The organism is Klebsiella sp. GW_Kp181, from assembly GCF_040062315.1.
Lineage (GTDB): Bacteria > Pseudomonadota > Gammaproteobacteria > Enterobacterales > Enterobacteriaceae > Klebsiella > Klebsiella oxytoca.
In genome coordinates this window covers 23,192-41,800 of the sequence record NZ_JBEAFR010000072.1, presented here as the reverse complement: position 1 = coordinate 41,800, position 18,609 = coordinate 23,192, and the positions used below count along the sequence as shown (strand labels likewise).

The following is an 18,609-nucleotide window of genomic DNA, read 5'->3' as shown; positions in this document are numbered from 1 at the left end:
AGTGAAACGCCGTAGCGCCGATGGTAGTGTGGGGTCTCCCCATGTGAGAGTAGGGCATTGCCAGGCATCAAACAAGTAAAGAGCCCATCCGTCAGGATGGGCTTTTTGCGTTTTCGCTCCTGCGTAAATATCCTTTTTCCTGGCTGGTAATGGCAATTTATCCGTTTGACGTTATCTGAGGGGAGGGGCTTTGCCCGGCCTTTAGTCGCGGGTGATACCGTTAAGCATCGCGGAACTTACCTTCGGGGAAGCGGTACCGGATAACCCTCCGGCACCTTTTATGGCAGAGAAGAGAAGGCGTTAACGGGTTAAAGCTACAATACCGAGCGTCAGGCCAGCTACCGCAGCTGCGCCGCCGGCAATCGCGCCAGCGGTTTCCCAGTTATCCTGAGTTGTTCCTTTCACACAAGTATTGGTATGGACGAGTCTACCTTCAGAGTCATAAACCGGTACGCACGGAGAGTCATGTGCACAGCCGGCAAGTAGCGTAGCCAGCAATGCCACTATAATAAATTTGTTCATGATGTTACCTCTAAATAATCCGCTTCGCTGTAGTGGCGAACCCACGTACATACGGAACAGCTTATTTTCTCATCAGAAATATAGTTGGCCGCCAGAGTAAATAATCTCAATTTATGACTAACGTAAATATTATTAAGAAAGACAGATGATTATGAGTAAATAATGTGGATTGCGGGGCGGGGGTAGGTTAAAGAATAATAAATATATTTAATATCAGTGAGATAGGTATTTATTTTTCAGGCAAGAAAAAAGGCACCGGATGGGTGCCCTGGAAAGAATATTTAGTCTATGTGCCTGGTAAAGCGTCGCCTTACTACCACAAAGAAGACCGGGACAAAGAATATAGCCAGCAATGTTGCCGTCAACATTCCGCCCATAACTCCGGTACCTACTGCATTTTGAGCTCCGCTGCCTGCGCCATGGCTAATAACCAGAGGCAGAACACCCAAAATAAAAGCAAGGGAAGTCATCAGGATAGGACGTAGACGCATACGGGATGCTTCCAGTGTGGCTTCGATAATGCCCTTGCCTTCTTTATCCATCAGGTCTTTGGCAAACTCAACGATAAGAATCGCGTTTTTCGCAGAGAGGCCAATAGTGGTTAATAAGCCTACCTGGAAATAAACGTCATTATTAAGCCCGCGTAACGACGCCGCGAGTAATGCTCCAACAACGCCTAATGGTACGACGAGCATGACAGAGAAGGGGATCGACCAGCTTTCATAAAGCGCCGCAAGACACAGAAAGACGACAATCAGCGAAATGGCATACAGGGCTGGCGCCTGATTACCCGATAAACGTTCTTGATAGGACATTCCCGTCCAGTCGTAACCAATACCGGCAGGAAGCTTGCTGGCTAGCTGTTCCATTAAAATCATCGCATCACCGGTACTTTTCCCCGGTGCCGCTTCCCCCAAAACTTCCATAGAGGGTAAACCATTGTAGCGCTCCAGGCGCGGTGAACCATAAACCCAGCGCGAGGTCACGAATGCGGAGAACGGGACCATCTCGCCGTTCGCGCTGCGAACGTACATATTATTGATATCGCTAGGCAGCATACGGAATTTAGCATCGGCCTGAACGTAGACTTTTTTCACGCGTCCATGGTCAATAAAGTCGTTAACGTAGTAGCCCCCTAGCGCCGCGGAAATGGTCTCATTGATATCGGATAGCGAAATACCCAGAGCCTGAGCTTTCTCCTGATCGACATCAAGCTTGAATTGCGGCGTGTCTTCGAGCCCGTTGGGGCGAACGCGTACCAGCTGGTCAGGGTATTCTCTCACCATACCCAGAAGTTGATTACGGGCCTGGGTTAATGCGCTATGGCCCAGGTTACCCTGATCGATAAGCTCAAAATCAAAACCGGTAGCCGTACCCAGCTCGATAATTGCCGGCAGGTTGAAAGGAAAGACCATAGCATCTTTAATCTGACTAAAGGCAACGGTAGCCCGTTTGATGATTGCCTCAACACCATTCTCTGCGCCGCTGCGCTCTTCCCATGGCTTCAGGCTGACAAACGCCATACCGGAGTTTTGGCCCTGGCCGCTAAAGCTAAAGCCGTTAACGGTAAAGACGCTTTCAACGTTCGCCTTCTCTTTATGCAGATAGTAATCGGTAACCGTATCAAGAACCTTCTGCGTGCGTTCCTGCGTTGCGCCTGAAGGGAGCTGGATCATGGTCATAAATACCCCCTGATCCTCATCCGGCAAGAAAGAGGTGGGCAGGCGCATAAACAATACCGCCATACCCACAACGATTAGCAAATAGATGATCAGATAGCGCCCGGTACAGCGCAGGATCCCACTCACGCTGTTGGTGTAGTGATTCACGCTACGATCGAATTTCGCATTAAACCAGCCAAAAAATCCTTTTTTCTCATGATGATCGGCTGATGCGGGTTTCAGTAAGGTGGCACAAAGCGCGGGGGTCAGGATCAGCGCCACCAGTACGGACAGCGCCATCGCGGAGACGATGGTGATAGAAAACTGCCGATAAATCGCCCCCGTAGAGCCGCCAAAGAAGGCCATCGGGACAAACACCGCCGATAGCACCATGGCAATACCCACCAATGCCCCCTGGATTTGCGACATCGATTTTTCCGTCGCCTCTTTTGGGGAGAGCTTCTCTTCTACCATCACGCGTTCGACGTTTTCCACTACCACGATAGCATCGTCGACCAACAGGCCTATTGCCAGCACCATGCCAAACATCGTTAGCGTATTGATGGAGTAACCGAAGGTTGCCAGCACGGCAAAGGTGCCAAGCAGAACGACCGGAACTGCGATAGTGGGGATCAGAGTAGCCCGGATATTCTGTAAGAACAGATACATCACCAGGAAGACGAGGATGATGGCTTCAAATAGCGTCTTCACCACCTCGTGGATAGAGATTTTCACAAACGGCGTGGTGTCGTAAGGATAGACGACCTTCATCCCCTGTGGGAAGTACGGCTGCAGTTCGGCAAGCTTCGCTTTTATCGCCGTGGCGGTATCAAGGGCATTGGCACCGGTCGCAAGTTTAATTCCCAGGCCTGAAGCTGGCTTGCCATTGATTCTTGCGACGACGTTATAGTTTTCTCCGCCCAGCTCAATGCGTGCCACATCTTTCAGATGCACGACTGACCCGTCGGCGTTCACTCGCAGAGTTACTTTGCCAAATTCTGCGGGGTCCTTCAGTCGCGTCTGGGCAATGATGGATGCATTTAGCTGCTGGCCTTTAAGGGCCGGAGTGCCGCCAAGCTGCCCTGCAGCAATCTGATCGTTTTGGATTTTAAGCTGGTTTATGACGTCAACAGGCGTCAAATTGTACTTATTCAGCAGGTTTCCATCCAGCCAGATGCGCATTGCATACTGTGCGCCGAAGAGCTGTACATCACCCACGCCGTTAAGGCGGCTGATGGTATCTTTGACGTTCGAGGCCACATAGTCAGAGATATCATCCTGAGTGGTGCTGGGGTTATCGGAGATGAAACCAGCGACCATTAAGAAGCTACTGCTTGATTTCTCGACGCTAATCCCCTGCTGCTGTACTTCCTGAGGCAGTAGCGGCGTTGCCAGCTGGAGTTTATTCTGTACCTGAACTTGCGCAATATCCGGATCCGTACCCGAGGTAAAGGTCAGCGTAATGGTCACGCCGCCGGCGGAATCGCTGGTTGAGGACATATACATCAGGTTATCAATGCCGTTCATGTTCTGTTCGATAACCTGAGTCACCGTATCCTGTACGGTTTGGGCATCCGCGCCAGGGTAGGTGGCGGAGATAGCGACCGCAGGCGGTGCGATGGTCGGGTATTGTGCTATCGGGAGCTGCATAATCGCGAGGCCGCCGGCAATCATCATGATGATTGCCAGCACCCAGGCGAAAACCGGGCGATGGATAAAAAACTTAGACATAGGGATTCGTACCTTATTGCGCGACAGTCGTCGCGGTATCCTCTTCGGCCTTCACCGTGACGCCGGGACGCACTTTCTGCAGACCGCTGACAATGACCTTTTCACCGGCTTTCAGACCGCTCGTGATTAACCACTTATCGCCAATCGCCTGCGAGGCGGTGACTGGCCGCGTTTCAACCTGGTTTTTGTCATTGACGAGCATCACGCTGGCATCACCGCGCGGCGTACGGGTTACCCCCTGCTGAGGAACGAGAATAGCGTCTGGTGAAATACCTTCGTCGATGCGAGCGCGAACAAACATTCCTGGCAGCAGAGCATGCTGTGGGTTGGGGAAGATCGCGCGCAGCGTAATAGAGCCGGTGCTCTCATCTACCGTAACATCGGAGAACTGCAGGGTGCCCCGCAGCGCATAAGGTTGACCGTTTTCCATAATCAGCTGCACGCTTTTAGTGCCACTGCCCTGCTGCAGACTCTCCTGCTTCAGGCGCATGAAATCATTACTGGACTCGGTAACATCAACATAAATAGGATCGAGCTGCTGTATCGTCGCCATTGCATCAGCCTGACCATTTGTCACCAGTGCGCCTTCGGTTACGCTGGATTTGCCGATGCGACCGCCGATAGGTGAAGTCACTTTGGTGTACGCCAAATCAATGCGCGCGCTTTCAACGGCGGCTTTTGTTGCGATAACATCGGCATCCGCCTGGCGGGCCGTCGCTACTGCCTGATCGTATTCCTGCTGGCTGATATATTTTGTGCCGAGAAGAGGCGCATAACGTTTGACCGTTAAATGGGCGATAGCCGCTGCGGCCTCTGCTTTCGCTTCATCCCCCTTTGCGCTGTTATAAGCTGCCTGATAGGTCGCCGGATCGATTTGATAGAGAGACTGTCCAGCGGCGACATCGCTACCTTCGACAAAGTTACGATGCAGGATAATGCCGCTAACCTGCGGGCGAACTTCCGCTACGCGGTAAGCTGATGTCCGGCCAGGTAGCTCCGTGGTCACGGACAGCGGCGCGCTGTTCACCACATAAACGGAGACCTGAGGTATCTGCGCATGCGGTTGCCGATCGCCTGAATCATCACAGCCGCTGAGCAGGAGGGCCGGGATGATGAGGCTGGATAAAAGTGTAACCCTGACGTGACGTGTCATTGCTGTTCCTTATAGATTTTGAGCCAGGCTTGGCCACGAATCTGTGCAAGAAATAATGAATTAAAATGCGGTTTGGTATCCTACAAATAAAAAACGGTGGATGTAAGAAATAGTTATTTTTTAGCCATCAGCAAGGCACGCAAAAACAAAATATCGGTGATTATGTTTTGAGAATGATCTCAATTTAAAATTTGCTTACACTGATATTTAATCGGTGAATAAATTTCTTTTAATTATTCTTGTGGTGTATTTATTTGCATTTCACTTGAGATTTAACTTATCTGTATTTTTGCTAAACAATATTCATTGTCAGATGTTAGGTTTATACGTATTCACTTATTTCCCACACTCTTAATCTGGCGTAGAGCGGAGCACCGTATGCCTAGAAGAACGAAAGAAGATGCGTTAAAGACGCGGCAGCTTTTGATTGAGTCAGCCATTCAACAGTTTGCCCTACGCGGCGTGACCGGTACAACGTTAGCCGATATCGCTGATGCTGCTGGCGTGACGCGGGGAGCAGTCTACTGGCACTTTTCCAGCAAAGCGGAACTCTTTAATGAAATGTGGCAACAGCAGCTTCCGTTACGTGATCTGCTTAAACATGAATTTACCTCTTCACACGCTCAGGACCCGCTCAGCAGGCTACGAGAAAAATTTATTATCGGTCTGCAATATATCGCCATTAATCCCCGTCAACGTGCGCTAATGCAAATTCTGTATCAGAAGTGTGAGTTTTCCAGCGAGATGATATCCGAGGCTGAGATTCGCAAAAAAATTGGTTTTAGCTATCCCGTTATTCGCAGTGTTTTACAGCTCTGCATTCGTAACGGATTATTACCAGAGGAAACCAACGTTGAAATTTCATTAATTGTATTACATAGCGCATTTGTCGGTATTATTAAAAACTGGCTCGTAGAGCCCGGAAAATTCGACCTGTATCATCAGGCTCCCGCTTTGGTTGATAATATTATGTCGGTCCTTTGCGGAACCCGCGGGCTACAGGCGATAGTCAATCATTAAAGCGGATGTAATAAAAAAGGCGCTTCCCCATGCCGAAGAGCGCCTTTTATATCAAACATTTAACTGATTAGTATCAGTTCATGCCGTATTTTTTCAGCTTTTTACGCAGAGTACCACGGTTGATGCCCATCATCAGGGCAGCACGGGTCTGGTTACCGCGGGTGTATTGCATCACCATGTCCAACAGGGGCTGTTCTACTTCAGCCAGTACCAGCTCATACAGGTCATTAACATCCTGACCGTTCAGTTGAGCAAAATAGTTCTTCAGTGCCTGTTTAACCGAGTCACGCAGGGGCTTTTGAGTTACCTGATCCTGAGAGTTAACGGTAGAAACGGTCAGTACGTCAGAATTTACGCGTTGTTCGAACATAGTTCTGTCAGCTCTTTATTTCTATTACGCAAAATTTTCGAAGTATGCCTCCAACGCCTCCAGCTGTTCGCTGGAATCTTCTATGGCGTTGAATGTGCGCCGAAACTGGTCATCTGGAGCGTGTTCCTGCAGATACCAGGATACGTGTTTGCGTGCGATTCGGTACCCTTTTGCGTGGCCGTAAAAGCCATGCAGTTCCCGAACGTGTGCACAAAGCAAGCGCTTAACCTCTGCCAGGGGCAGCGGGGGCAGCAGCTCTCCAGTGTCCAGATAGTGCTGGATTTCCCGAAAGATCCAGGGTCTTCCCTGAGCCGCACGGCCTATCATAAGGGCATCAGCCCCCGTATAGTCGAGCACGGCTCTGGCTTTAAGCGGGTCAGTAATGTCGCCATTCGCGATAACCGGAATGGAAACTTTCTGCTTAACTGCCCGAATACTGTCGTACTCAGCGTCTCCGTTAAACAAGCAGGCGCGGGTGCGTCCGTGAATAGTCAGAGCCTGAATGCCACATTCTTCAGCCAGTTGGGCAATTTCTACACAGTTACGGTGTTCCGGTTCCCAACCGGTGCGAATCTTGAGAGTTACGGGAACGTCCACTGCTTTGACGACCGCCGTCAGGATCGACTTCACCTGGTCGGGGTACTGCAAGAGGGCTGAACCTGCAAGCTTACGATTCACTTTTTTAGCCGGACACCCCATATTGATATCAATAATTTGGGCGCCGCTTTCCACGTTAATACGGGCGGCTGCAGCCATCTCTTCCGGCACGCTGCCGGCGATTTGCACGGTACGAATACCGGGCTCATCAACGTGCACCATCCGTAAGCGGGACTTGTCGCTCTCCCAGACCTGCGGGTTGGAGGACATCATCTCGGATACGGTCAACCCTGCTCCCATCTCGTAACACAGCGTCCGGAATGGTCTGTCAGTAATGCCAGCCATAGGCGCTGCGATAAGTCGATTTCTGAGCTGGTAGTGTCCGATGCGCATGAGTTAAGAAATGACCATACTGTGACTGCAAGGCGGCGTATATTACGCATTTTTTGCACGAGATGAAAGGCCAAACTTTGAGCAATCCACTGAGGTGGATCAAAGAATCGCCGTCCAGGTCGACGCTCATGAATAATTAGCTTTATAAATCATTGTATTAAAAATATGTGATGAATTTATCTACACATATATTTTTGCATAACTTCTCATTTTTTCTTCCCGGCCCGGGGTGTGGACAAGATAATCTGCTGAATTAATCAGCAAATTATCTTGGCTTTATGTGAGTTAGCTCTCATTTCAGAACATGATCGTGAAGCGTATCTGATGTTTACTCAATGACGACGCGACCATTCAGCGGCTGCACCGGACGATTATTATCGTGATGCATGGTGTGGCTAAATTTTGCCAGCTGCGCGGCAGACAACGTTAGCGGATGCTTAAGGACAATCCAGGTTACCCCTTCAGAGCAGGGCGGAGTAGTCAGAGAGCCGCTGAATCGCCAGTATGTCTTGTCCGCAGGAAGCAGGGCGTTGAGGTCCATTTGCGTGCTGACCTTCGCATTCTGCTCCGCTTTTTCCGGCATAGTAGCCCACAGTTTGTTCAGCTCGCTATTTTCCGCCCCCTGGTCAAACATCACCGCTACGACAGTGATGGCCCCTTGAGCGTTGGTATGGACCAGGTGCATCTCCATCGCATAGTGCTTACCGTGAACGGTATTTTCGCTCGGGGCATGGAAATGGAACTGCTGAAGGGTAAATGGCGTACCGTCAATTGTAATGGTGTCCGCTGTGGTAGTTTTTAACCCGGCCTGAATGGTGTGACCATTGTTGATGAGCGTAATTGGGCCATCAATATAGTGGGTTTCCAACGGTGACAGGTGCGCTTTGAACGTGGTATCGATGTTGATGGGAGATTGGTTCATGCCGCTCTGGCAGGTTTTGTACTCTTCACTGAGCGCTCCCCAGTGCTCCGGCGAACCTTCGCCTTCATAGCCCCAATGGGAAGCAAAAACCGTAATGGGCATCATGCTTAACACCAACAATGCCGCCTTGCCTAAAGATGTTTTCATATAATTCGTCCAATGAATAAGATGATGATTTTATTGGTAACTACAATATGTTACCGCATCATCTTATTCTTATTGGGCGAATGATTTTGTACAGAAAACGCGAAAAGTTGTGGCCTGCGATGAGGCCACAAGGAGAGATTACTTTTTAATACCGGTAATCCGGCACCACTCCTCTTTCTCCACGACGGGATCGAGATTAAAGAGGTCGGCGTATGCCTCACAAACGCTTTCCGCCTGGCTGGCAAGGATGCCGGAAAGCCCCAGCAGACCGCCTGTAACCGGCAGCACGCTGATAAGCGGGGCTAGCTCGCGTAATGGGCCAGCCAGAATGTTTGCGACCACGACATCGGCTTTCATCGCCTCTGGCTGATCTTTAGGCAGATACAGTTCCAGACGTTCAGAGACCCCGTTGCGCTCGGCGTTATCGCGGCTGGCCTGAATCGCCTGCGGATCGATATCAATACCAATCGCTTTCGCTGCGCCCAGCTTTAAGGCCGCAATGGCCAGAATGCCTGAGCCGCAGCCAAAATCGATGATCGTTTTGCCTGCGAGATCGAGTCCATCCAGCCATTCGAGGCACATTGCCGTTGTGGGATGCGTACCGGTACCAAACGCCAGGCCCGGATCGAGCATCACGTTAACGGCGTTTTCATCCGGCACATTCCGCCAGCTCGGGCAGATCCACAGGCGTTTACCGAAGCACATAGGGTGGAAGTTATCCATCCATTCGCGCTCCCAGTCTTTATCTTCCAGTTGTTCGATTTTATGCACGAAACCGGCGCCCAGCAGCGGATGCTGCTCCAGAATCGCGACCACTTCTTGCATGTCTGTTTCAGCGTCAAACAGGCCGATAACATCAGTATCGCCCCACAGACGGGTCTCGCCCGGCAGAGGTTCGAATACCGGCGTGTCGTGCGTATCCTGGAAAGTAATGGAAACGGAACCCGCTTCCATCAGCGCATCGCTCAGTTCTTCCGCGTTCGCGCCGGTAGTGTTCAGTTTCAGTTGGATCCATGGCATGGCAAAACTCTTTATTTATCAGTAGTCAATACGGCGGCTTGCGGGGCGGAGGTTCCGAAGCGGTTTCCGACCAGGAAAGCCAATAAACTTAACAGTAACGAGGGCACTATCGGATGGAGGCCCAGGTACTGAAGATTAAAAGTGGCGAGTATGGCATAGAGTACGCCGCCGACGATCATCGCGCTCAATGCGCCTTTCGCGTTCGCTCGTTCCCAGTACAGGCCCAGCACCAGCGGCCATAAGAACACGGCCTCCAGGCCGCCGAACGCCAGCAGGTTGAGCCAGATAATCATCTCAGGCGGACGCCAGGCTGCCAGCAGCAGTAAAGCGCCCAACAGCAGGGTGATCGTTGCCGACATCCGCTTCAACCGGGTTTCATTTGTTATCTGCTCGGGGCGCAGATTCAGATACAGATCTTTAATGATCGTAGCGGAACTTTGCAGCAGTTGAGCGTTGATCGTCGACATAATGGCGGCCATTGGCGCAGCGAGGAAGATCCCGGCGGCAAATGGCGGCAATACTTTCACCATGAGGGTAGGGATGACCAGATCCGGCACCGTCAGATCCGGGATCACCGCGCGGCCGAGCGCTCCGGCAAGGTGCATACCAAACATCAGGATCGCGACGACTACTGTGCCAATGATAATTCCCCGGTGAACCGCTTTGCTGTCTTTATAGGAGATGCAGCGAACGGCGGTGTGCGGAAGGCCAATCACCCCGAAGCAGACCAGCACCCAAAAAGAGGTCATAAAGGTGGGAGAAAGAATATCATCAGCACCCTGCGGAGAGACCAGCTTAGGATCGATAGTTTGCAGCGTTTCTACCGCATTATGTAGCCCGCCAGCCGCATGCACGACGCCAACCAGCAGAACAATCGTTCCTATCAGCATTACCATCCCCTGGAGGGTGTCATTGAGGACGCTGGCACGAAAACCGCCGAACGCGGTATAAAGTGCGATACTGACGCCAAAAATCAGCAGGCCGGTTTCGTAGGGGATGCCCGCCGCGGTTTCCAGCAGGCGCGCCCCGCCGATGAACTGCACCGTCATTGCCCCAACAAAAGCAACCAGTAGGCTCAGGCTCGCAAGCCAGACCAGCAGGCGGCTTTGATAGCGGGCAAAGAGCATATCGTTCAGCGTTACGGCATTATAACGTCGCGCCAGAATGGCGAATTTCTTACCCAAAATTCCCAGCGAGAGCCAGATAGCAGGAAGCTGGATCATCGCCAGCAGTACCCAGCCGAGACCATATTTATAGGCCGCGCCGGGGCCGCCTATAAACGAGCTTGCGCTGATATAGGTAGCCGTAAGCGTCATGGCTAATACAATGCCGCCCATCGAGCGGCTACCGAGGAAATACTCGTTCAGGAAGGAACCCGTTACGCGCTTACGCATCGCATAGATGGAGAGAGCAAACACCACCAGCAGGTAGGCGACAAGCGGCAGTATGACTTCAAGCTGCATCGTCATCCTCCAGAGGAATATCGCGATAAATCAGTTTTACCATTGCCCAGCACAGCAGGATAAACACCAGCGGTACCAGCAGGCAGGCCATTTCAAACCAGTGCGGCAGGCCGGTTATGCCAATACCGACGCCCGGCAAATAGGCGGCAGCCAGCCAGGCCGCAAGATAAAGAAGGGTTAGCCACAGCGCCCAGCGCGCCTCTTTATGGGCCTGAACAAAACGTTTGTCCATTTTTTGTCCCTTGAGGATGAAGAAAGCGGGGATTGTACCGCATGGAAAAGCGGAGAGGAGAGAAAAAGAAAAAAGGCCGGATTATCCGGCCTTTTGCAGCAGTAAGAGAATTACTTCTCCTGCAATCCGAGTTTTTTCTCCAGATAGTGGATATTGGTGCCACCATTCTGGAAATGTTCGTCGTTCATGATGCGGATCTGCAGATCTACGTTGGTTTTGATGCCATCGATAATCAGCTCCTGCAGCGCATTTTTCATGCGGGCAATCGCGACATCACGGTTTTCACCATAGCAGATCAGCTTGCCGATCATTGAGTCATAGTACGGAGGTACGGTGTAGCCTGCGTAGATATGAGACTCCCAGCGTACGCCAAAACCGCCCGGCGCGTGGAAGCGGGTAATTTTACCCGGGCTCGGCAGGAAGGTGTTCGGGTCTTCGGCGTTGATACGGCATTCCACCGCATGGCCTTTAACCATAACTTCTTCCTGCTTGATGGACAGCGGCTGACCAGCAGCGATGCGCAGCTGTTCTTTAATCAGATCGACGCCGGTGATCATCTCGGTTACCGGGTGTTCTACCTGAATACGGGTATTCATTTCGATGAAATAGAACTCGCCGTTTTCGAACAGGAACTCAAAAGTACCCGCCCCGCGATAGCCGATATCGACGCACGCTTTGGAGCAACGCTCGCCGATATAGCGACGCAGTTCCGGAGTAATGCCCGGCGCCGGTGCCTCTTCGACGACCTTCTGGTGACGACGCTGCATGGAGCAGTCGCGCTCAGCCAGATAGATAGCGTTACCCTGACCGTCAGCCAGTACCTGGATCTCGATGTGGCGAGGATTCTCCAGGTATTTCTCCATATACACCATGTCGTTGTTAAAAGCGGCTTTTGCTTCCGCTTTGGTCATGGAGATGGATTGAGCCAGCTCAGCATCGCTGCGCACGACGCGCATACCGCGACCGCCGCCGCCGCCGGAGGCTTTGATAATCACCGGGTAGCCAATGCGTTTGGCATGGGCGCGGTTAACGTCCATATCTTCACCCAGCGGGCCGTCAGAGCCCGGTACGGTTGGAACGCCCGCTTTCTTCATTGCGGTAATGGCAGAGACTTTGTCGCCCATCAGGCGGATAGTGTCTGCTTTCGGACCGATAAAGATAAAGCCGGAACGCTCAACCTGCTCAGCGAAGTTAGCGTTTTCGGACAGAAAACCATAACCCGGGTGAATAGCCACCGCGCCGGTGATTTCAGCTGCGCTAATGATAGCCGGGATATTGAGGTAACTTTTTACGGACGGAGCCGGGCCAATACAGACCGTCTCATCCGCTAACAATACGTGTTTTAAATCGCGATCCGCCGTTGAGTGCACAGCAACGGTCTTGATGCCCAGTTCTTTACAGGCACGCAGGATACGCAATGCAATCTCGCCGCGGTTGGCGATAACAATTTTATCCAGCATGTTCGCCTCGTTATTCGATGACGACCAGTGGCTCGTCAAATTCTACCGGTTGACCACTTTCGACCAGAATGGCTTTCACCACGCCGGATTTATCGGCTTCGATCTGGTTCATCATTTTCATGGCTTCAACGATGCACAGGGTATCGCCCGCGTTAACTTTCTGACCGATTTCGATGAAGGCTTTCGCGTCCGGGCTCGGGGTGCGGTAGAAAGTACCAACCATTGGGGAACGTACGATGTGACCACTGATTTCCGCTGCCGCAGGGGCTTCCATTGCTGGAGTGGCCGCAGTTGCGACTGCGTTAGACAGAGCCGGCTGTTGCTGCATCATCGGTGCGGCATAAGCCTGTTGCATCACCGGGAAACCTGCGTTTGGCGCGGCACGGCTAATGCGTACCGACTCTTCGCCTTCAGAAATTTCCAGTTCGGAGATACCTGATTCTTCAACCAGCTCGATCAGTTTTTTAATCTTACGAATATCCATGAGTGGGTTCCGTACTCTTTGTTTAGTGTGATTGTGACAGGCGTGTTAGCACCGTCTGTAAAGCATATGAATTACTGCTGATTCATGACGCCGCCATTGGGCATAAGTCGACAGGTTACGCTCCGGCTGCCCGAAAGCAAAAAGCGAAACTTACCGGCCAACATGCGGCCATCTTCTGCCATTCTCGGGTAAAAAACAAAATATACCTTCGATACGCGATTGTCACCTTTTCGGGACTCAAAAAGCCCGTAAGGAAAACCAAAGTCGCACATTATAACGATTTCGTAGCATTTGGCAGCTAAATACTGGTCTTATCAGGGAAGATTATCAACCGCTATCGTGTAAAGTGGGGCGGTTGATAAAAGAACTGCGGGAAACTGCACATATCCGGAATCAGCGCCACCACTGGCGAAACTTCTTGTATCGCCATGCTAAAAGCAGCAGTACCAGCAGCGCATAAATGATCGGCTGCGGGGATAAAATCTTCACCGACCACAGGTAGTGAATCGGCGCAAGGATCGCGACAACATAGACGAAGTTATGCAATGTTTGCCAACGGCGGCCTAATTTCCGCTGCATCGCCTGGGTGGAGGTCGCCGCCAGCGCCAGCAGAATCAGCCAGCTGAGTAAACCCAGCGTCAGGTAAGGCCTGCTGATAACTTCTGAACCCAAAAGCGCCAGATTGTTAATCCCGAGTTCGAGCAGCGTGTAGCTGGTTAAATGCAGCGTTGCCCAGGCAAAGCACCATAAGCCAAGTAAGCGCCGGGTGCGTATCAATAACGGCTGTTTAGCGTAGCGCGCTAGCGGCGAAACAAGCAAGGTAGCCAGCAGGAATTTAAGAGCCATCCTACCGGTAAAGTGCTGAATATCCTTTGCCGGGTCGGCGCTGAAATAGCCCTGCTGCCCGGCCCAGAACAGCCAGACAACGGGCAAAAAGCCAGCCAGATGGAGAAGCACTTTCAGCCAGGTTATCTGCTTTACGTTCAGGCGCACTAGTAGTTCTCCCGCAAATTCAGGCCCCGATAGAGCGACGCCACTTCTTCGGCATAGCCGTTGAACAGCAGCGTTGGCTGGCGTTTAACGTCGAGTACGCCGCCGGCGCCGATAAAACGCTCAGTCGCCTGCGACCAGCGGGGATGATCGACATGCGGATTAACGTTGGCGTAGAAGCCATACTCTTCGGGCCCGGCCAGATTCCAGGTGGTGGGCGGACGCTCACGGGTGAGCTCAATACTGACGATGGACTTAATCCCTTTGAAGCCGTACTTCCAGGGCACGGTGAGCCGAACCGGCGCACCGTTCTGCGGGGGCAGCGCCTTGCCATACACGCCCACGCTGAGCAGCGTCAGAGGATGCATTGCTTCATCGAGCCGCAGTCCTTCAACGTAGGGATACGCCAGACCGCCGCCGATAAAACGGTCCTTTTGACCCGGCATCTGCTCAGGAGCATAAAGCGTTTTAAATGCAACGTAGCGAGCATTGCTGGTGGGTTCGACCAGCGACAGCAGCTTATGGAGCGGGAAACCGACCCACGGAACCACCATCGACCAGGCTTCTACGCAGCGCATTCGATAAATTCGTTCTTCCAGCGGGAATCGGCTGGTCAGGTCGTCATGATCGAGCGTGAGCGGTTTAGCCACTTCGCCACCGATCGTCAGCGTCCAGGGATCGGTGCGCAGGCTGCCGGCATTCGCCGCCGGATCGGCTTTATCCAGACCGAACTCATAAAAGTTGTTGTAACCAGCAACTTTATCCTCCGGCGTGAGCGGCAGGTTATTTTGCCATTGCGCCGGTTTTTCGAACGTTAGCGCTTTGCCCGCCGGGGCCGGCGGGCGATCGTTGCCTTTAAACCAATCCAACAGATCGGCTTGCGCGGAGGGGGTAAGGGAAAGGGCGGTCGCGCTGATGCCCAGCATTTTCAGGACCTGGCGACGTTGCAGCATAAAAACGGATTCTGCCGTAACGTCGGCTTCTGTCAGTTTTTTGGGTTTCATAGCATCCTCCGTCATGCGTTTTTTCTAAGCATGACGGAGGCGAGGCGTTATTGCGAATATGTCACGAAAAATTGCAGATTAGGCGATTTTAACCAGCGTGCGGCCCTGAATCTTATTGGTCATAATCTTTTCAGCAAACTCAGGGGCTTCGGCGAGGGTGATTTCGGTTGCGCTGTGCGCATAGAACGATTCCGGTAGATCGCGGACCAGCCTTTGCCAGGCTTCAGCCCGGCGGGCGGGCGGGGTCATCACCGAGTCAACGCCCTGCAGGCGTACATTGCGCAGAATAAACGGCATCACGGTGGTCGGCAGCGCAAATCCGCCAGCGAGGCCGCAGGCTGCAACGCAGCCGCCGTAGTTCATTTGCGCCAGTACTTTTGCCAGTACTTTATCGCCAACCGTGTCAACAGCGCCGGCCCACAGCTGCTTTTCCAGCGGGCGGGTTTCGGCGAACTCATCTCGGCCAAGGATGCGCTGCGCGCCGAGGGCTTTCAAATATTCATGGGTGCTTTCGCGCCCGGAAACCGCCGCTACCTTGTACCCCAGCTGATGCAGCAAAGCGACTGCGGTGCTGCCGACGCCGCCGCTGGCCCCGGTAACTACAATTTCGCCATCTTCAGGACGAATTCCGGCATCTTCCAGCGCCATCACGCACAGCATGGCGGTGAAGCCCGCGGTACCAATGGTCATGGCTTTACGCCCATTCAGTCCTTGAGGCATTGCTACCAGCCAGTCGCCTTTAACGCGAGCGCGTTCCGCCAGACCGCCCCAGTGGTTTTCGCCAACGCCCCATCCGGTGAGCAGCACCTGCTGGCCCGCATGAAAGCGAGGATCTTCGCTGCTGTGGACCGAACCGGCAAAATCGATGCCAGGAATCATCGGAAAGTTGCGGATGATTTTTCCTTTACCGGTGATCGCCAGCGCATCTTTATAGTTGAGGCTGGACCACTCGATATCCACTGTCACATCGCCCTGCGGCAGCTGGCTGGCGTCAATGGTTTGCACCGAAGAGAGAGTTTTGCCATCCTGCTGTTCTAAGATTAAAGCCTGCATGCGCCGGTCCTCGTAGGTTGGATGATTGGAAAAATTTTTCTGCAGACTATACTCGCTAACGGCATTATTACACCGATGTAACGCAATAAATTGCCAGATACGCCAGCTTTGGTAGTATGCGTCGCTCTTTAGAAAGTTAGTGCTTACTTTAGTTTAGGCGCCAGCACTGGAGCCCGGATGTTTATCGGGCACTCATTCACTCGCGGAGTTAACACAGGGATGCGATTAACGACGAAATTCTCAGCCTTTGTCACGTTACTCACCAGCCTGACTATCTTTGTCACGCTGATTGGCGCTTCGCTGAGTTTTTATAACGGTATTCAGCTAAAAATGACCAACCGCGTTCAGGCGGTGGCAACGATGCTGGATAACCGCCTGGTCTCTATATCTTTTGACCAGTTAGAACCGCAGATGGATGAGCTGATGACGCCGGTCGAAGTCGTGCACGTTGATTTTCAGCTTAATGGCAAATCGGTCTATAGCCATTCCCGCAACGATAACTATCGTCCGTTAGGCAGCAGCAATCAGTTCCGTAGTATCACCGTGCCGTCGCTCAAGCACCCAGGCATAGTTATCCATCTGGTTTATCTGGATCCGATGGCCAATTATTTCCGTTCGCTGCACGTTACCGCGCCGCTTTCCATCGCTATTGGTTTCATGGTGCTGATTATCTTTTTTTCCGTGCGCTGGATCCGTCGTCAGCTGGCGGGCCAGGAGCTACTGGAGCTTCGCTCTGTGCGTATTCTTAACGGCGAACGCGGCCCGCAGGTGCGCGGGTCGGTACACGAATGGCCAGTCAACACCAGCAGTGCGTTAGATACGCTGCTATCAGAACTGCAGTTTGCCAGCGATCAGCGAAGCCGCATGGATACCCTGATTCGTTCTTACGTTGCGCAGGATTCAAAAACCGGACTCAGTAACCGATTGTTCTTTGATAATCAGCTGTCGACGCTGCTTGAAGATCAGGAGAAGGTGGGGTCGTACGGTATTGTTATGATGATCCGCCTGCCGGATTTCGACCTGCTGCGCGATAACTGGGGGCGTACAGCGACTGAAGAGCATTACTTTACGCTGATCAACATGCTTTCCACCTTTATTATGCGTTATCCCGGCGCGCTGCTGGCCCGCTATCACCGAAGCGATTTTGCCGTTCTGCTCCCTCATCGCACGTTAAAAGAGGCGGATAGCATCGCCGGATTGCTATTGAAGGCTATGGATGCCCTGCCGCCAACGCGAATTCTCGATCGTGACGACATGATGCATATCGGGATCTGCGCCTTCCGTAGCGGACAAACGGCAGCCCAGGTGATGGAGCATGCGGAAGCGGCAACGCGCAATGCGGTATTGCAGGGTAGCAACAGCTGGGCCGTCTACGATGACTCTCTCCCGGAAAAGGGGCGCGGCAACGTCCGCTGGCGCACGCTTATCGAGCAAATGCTCAGCCGCGGCGGACCGCGTCTCTACCAGAAACCTGCCGTAACGCGTGACGGTCGCGTACACCACCGCGAGCTAATGTGCCGTCTTTACGATGGCAAGGAAGAAGTTATCGCGGCGGAATATATGCCGATGGTACTGCAGTTCGGTCTGGCGGAAGAGTATGACCGCCTGCAAATCACCCGGTTGCTGCCGTTTTTAGGCTTCTGGCCGGAAGAAAATCTCGCGCTACAGGTGACGGTTGAGTCATTAATTCGCCCCCGCTTCCAGCGCTGGCTGCGCGATACTTTGATGCAATGCGAAAAATCGCAACGTCGGCGTATTATTTTTGAACTTGCAGAGGCGGATGTTTGTCAATATATCGGCCGCCTGCAGCCGGTTATGCGGTTGGTTAATGCTTTAGGTGTTCGAGTTGCCGTAGTTCAGGCTGGTCTGACGCTGGTTGGAACCAGCTGGATTAAGCAGCTCGACGTTGAGGTTATCAAGCTGCATTCGGGGTTATCGCGCAATATAGAAAAACGCAGTGAGAATCAGCTGCTGGTGCAGAGTCTGGTTGAAGCCTGTAAGGGAATGCCGGTTCAGGTTTTCGCAACCGGCGTGCTCAGCCGTAGCGAGTGGCAGGTGCTGTCTCAATGCGGTGTCACCGGCGGTCAGGGGGAATTTTTTGCCGCCTCACAGCCACTTGACACAAATGTGAAAAAATATTCGCAAAGATACTCTGTTTGATCTGCCGTTTAGCGTGATTTCACGTAGAATAATGCGCGCCATAGTGATGGGGGTGTGCTTGTCTACCTGCCGGATTGTCGCAATGTAAATGCCAGTGAATGACCTTTGACAGGTTGCAGATTCAAGCGCGGAGCGCTGCTGAAGATTTCGGCATCGGACGGACTCAGTCAAATTTGTAACAAAGGTAACGAACTGCACTAATTTTCACCGCAGCAGATGATTTTTGC

General features: G+C 52.4%; 15 protein-coding genes and 1 pseudogene. 2 read left to right on the top strand and 14 right to left on the bottom strand.

From position 1 onward, the window contains the following. Nucleotides 1-300: 300 nt before the first annotated feature. From ABLV11_RS18790 to ABLV11_RS18780, 3 genes are all read right to left on the bottom strand, one after another. The gene (locus ABLV11_RS18790; RefSeq protein WP_004106283.1) at nt 301-522 is read right to left on the bottom strand and encodes a membrane protein; all 222 of its coding nucleotides are present in this window, start codon (nt 520-522) and stop codon (nt 301-303) included. Between the two features lie 281 nt (nt 523-803). Continuing rightward, entirely contained in the window at nt 804-3,914 is a 3,111-nt protein-coding gene (locus tag ABLV11_RS18785) for an efflux RND transporter permease subunit (RefSeq protein WP_348855630.1), read from the bottom strand. 13 nt (nt 3,915-3,927) lie between these two features. Next, entirely contained in the window at nt 3,928-5,067 is a 1,140-nt protein-coding gene (locus tag ABLV11_RS18780; protein WP_017145332.1) for an efflux RND transporter periplasmic adaptor subunit, read from the bottom strand. A 378-nt stretch (nt 5,068-5,445) separates the two neighbouring features. Here ABLV11_RS18780 and envR point away from each other — a divergent pair, with 378 nt between their 5' ends. Next, nucleotides 5,446-6,087 carry an acrEF/envCD operon transcriptional regulator gene (gene envR, locus ABLV11_RS18775; protein WP_004106278.1) on the top strand — a complete coding sequence of 214 codons (642 nt, stop codon included), beginning with the start codon at nt 5,446-5,448 and terminating at the stop codon, nt 6,085-6,087. A gap of 73 nt (nt 6,088-6,160) precedes the next feature. Here envR and fis read toward each other — a convergent pair whose 3' ends face one another. From fis to ABLV11_RS18720, 11 genes and pseudogenes are all read right to left on the bottom strand, one after another. Further along, a complete protein-coding gene (gene fis, locus ABLV11_RS18770) occupies nt 6,161-6,457 on the bottom strand; it encodes a DNA-binding transcriptional regulator Fis (protein ID WP_000462905.1) in 297 nt (98 codons plus the stop codon). Beyond that, nucleotides 6,439-7,447: pseudogene (dusB, locus tag ABLV11_RS18765) on the bottom strand (tRNA dihydrouridine synthase DusB). The gene fis and the pseudogene dusB overlap by 19 nt, the downstream one beginning before the upstream one ends. A gap of 328 nt (nt 7,448-7,775) precedes the next feature. Further along, the gene (locus tag ABLV11_RS18760) at nt 7,776-8,516 is read right to left on the bottom strand and encodes a carbonic anhydrase family protein (RefSeq protein ID WP_064343913.1); all 741 of its coding nucleotides are present in this window, start codon (nt 8,514-8,516) and stop codon (nt 7,776-7,778) included. A gap of 138 nt (nt 8,517-8,654) precedes the next feature. Beyond that, nucleotides 8,655-9,536, bottom strand: coding sequence for a 50S ribosomal protein L11 methyltransferase (prmA, locus tag ABLV11_RS18755; protein ID WP_126489606.1), 882 nt, complete (start codon nt 9,534-9,536; stop codon nt 8,655-8,657). Between the two features lie 11 nt (nt 9,537-9,547). Beyond that, the gene (gene panF, locus ABLV11_RS18750; RefSeq protein ID WP_126489605.1) at nt 9,548-10,999 is read right to left on the bottom strand and encodes a sodium/pantothenate symporter; all 1,452 of its coding nucleotides are present in this window, start codon (nt 10,997-10,999) and stop codon (nt 9,548-9,550) included. Beyond that, nucleotides 10,989-11,231 carry a YhdT family protein gene (locus ABLV11_RS18745; RefSeq protein WP_004106269.1) on the bottom strand — a complete coding sequence of 81 codons (243 nt, stop codon included), beginning with the start codon at nt 11,229-11,231 and terminating at the stop codon, nt 10,989-10,991. Before ABLV11_RS18745 ends, panF begins: the two co-directional genes overlap by 11 nt. Nucleotides 11,232-11,341: 110 nt before the next feature. After that, nucleotides 11,342-12,691 (bottom strand): acetyl-CoA carboxylase biotin carboxylase subunit, encoded by a 1,350-nt coding sequence (gene accC, locus ABLV11_RS18740; protein WP_004106267.1) that lies wholly within the window; start codon nt 12,689-12,691, stop codon nt 11,342-11,344. Between the two features lie 10 nt (nt 12,692-12,701). Continuing rightward, nucleotides 12,702-13,175 (bottom strand): acetyl-CoA carboxylase biotin carboxyl carrier protein, encoded by a 474-nt coding sequence (gene accB, locus ABLV11_RS18735; RefSeq protein ID WP_004106265.1) that lies wholly within the window; start codon nt 13,173-13,175, stop codon nt 12,702-12,704. A gap of 393 nt (nt 13,176-13,568) precedes the next feature. Continuing rightward, on the bottom strand, nt 13,569-14,168 hold the full coding sequence (gene msrQ / locus ABLV11_RS18730; RefSeq protein ID WP_348855627.1) for a protein-methionine-sulfoxide reductase heme-binding subunit MsrQ: 600 nt from the start codon (nt 14,166-14,168) through the stop codon (nt 13,569-13,571). Next, nucleotides 14,168-15,169, bottom strand: a complete 1,002-nt coding sequence (gene msrP / locus ABLV11_RS18725) for a protein-methionine-sulfoxide reductase catalytic subunit MsrP (protein ID WP_004106261.1) — start codon at nt 15,167-15,169, stop codon at nt 14,168-14,170. Before msrP ends, msrQ begins: the two co-directional genes overlap by 1 nt. A 78-nt stretch (nt 15,170-15,247) precedes the next feature. Further along, nucleotides 15,248-16,222: an MDR family oxidoreductase gene (locus ABLV11_RS18720; protein ID WP_004106258.1), complete on the bottom strand. Its 975-nt coding sequence runs from the start codon at nt 16,220-16,222 to the stop codon at nt 15,248-15,250. Between the two features lie 219 nt (nt 16,223-16,441). Between ABLV11_RS18720 and csrD the strand changes: the two genes are divergently transcribed. Further along, nucleotides 16,442-18,382, top strand: coding sequence for an RNase E specificity factor CsrD (gene csrD / locus ABLV11_RS18715; protein WP_224330382.1), 1,941 nt, complete (start codon nt 16,442-16,444; stop codon nt 18,380-18,382). The last annotated feature ends 227 nt before the right edge of the window (nt 18,383-18,609 follow it).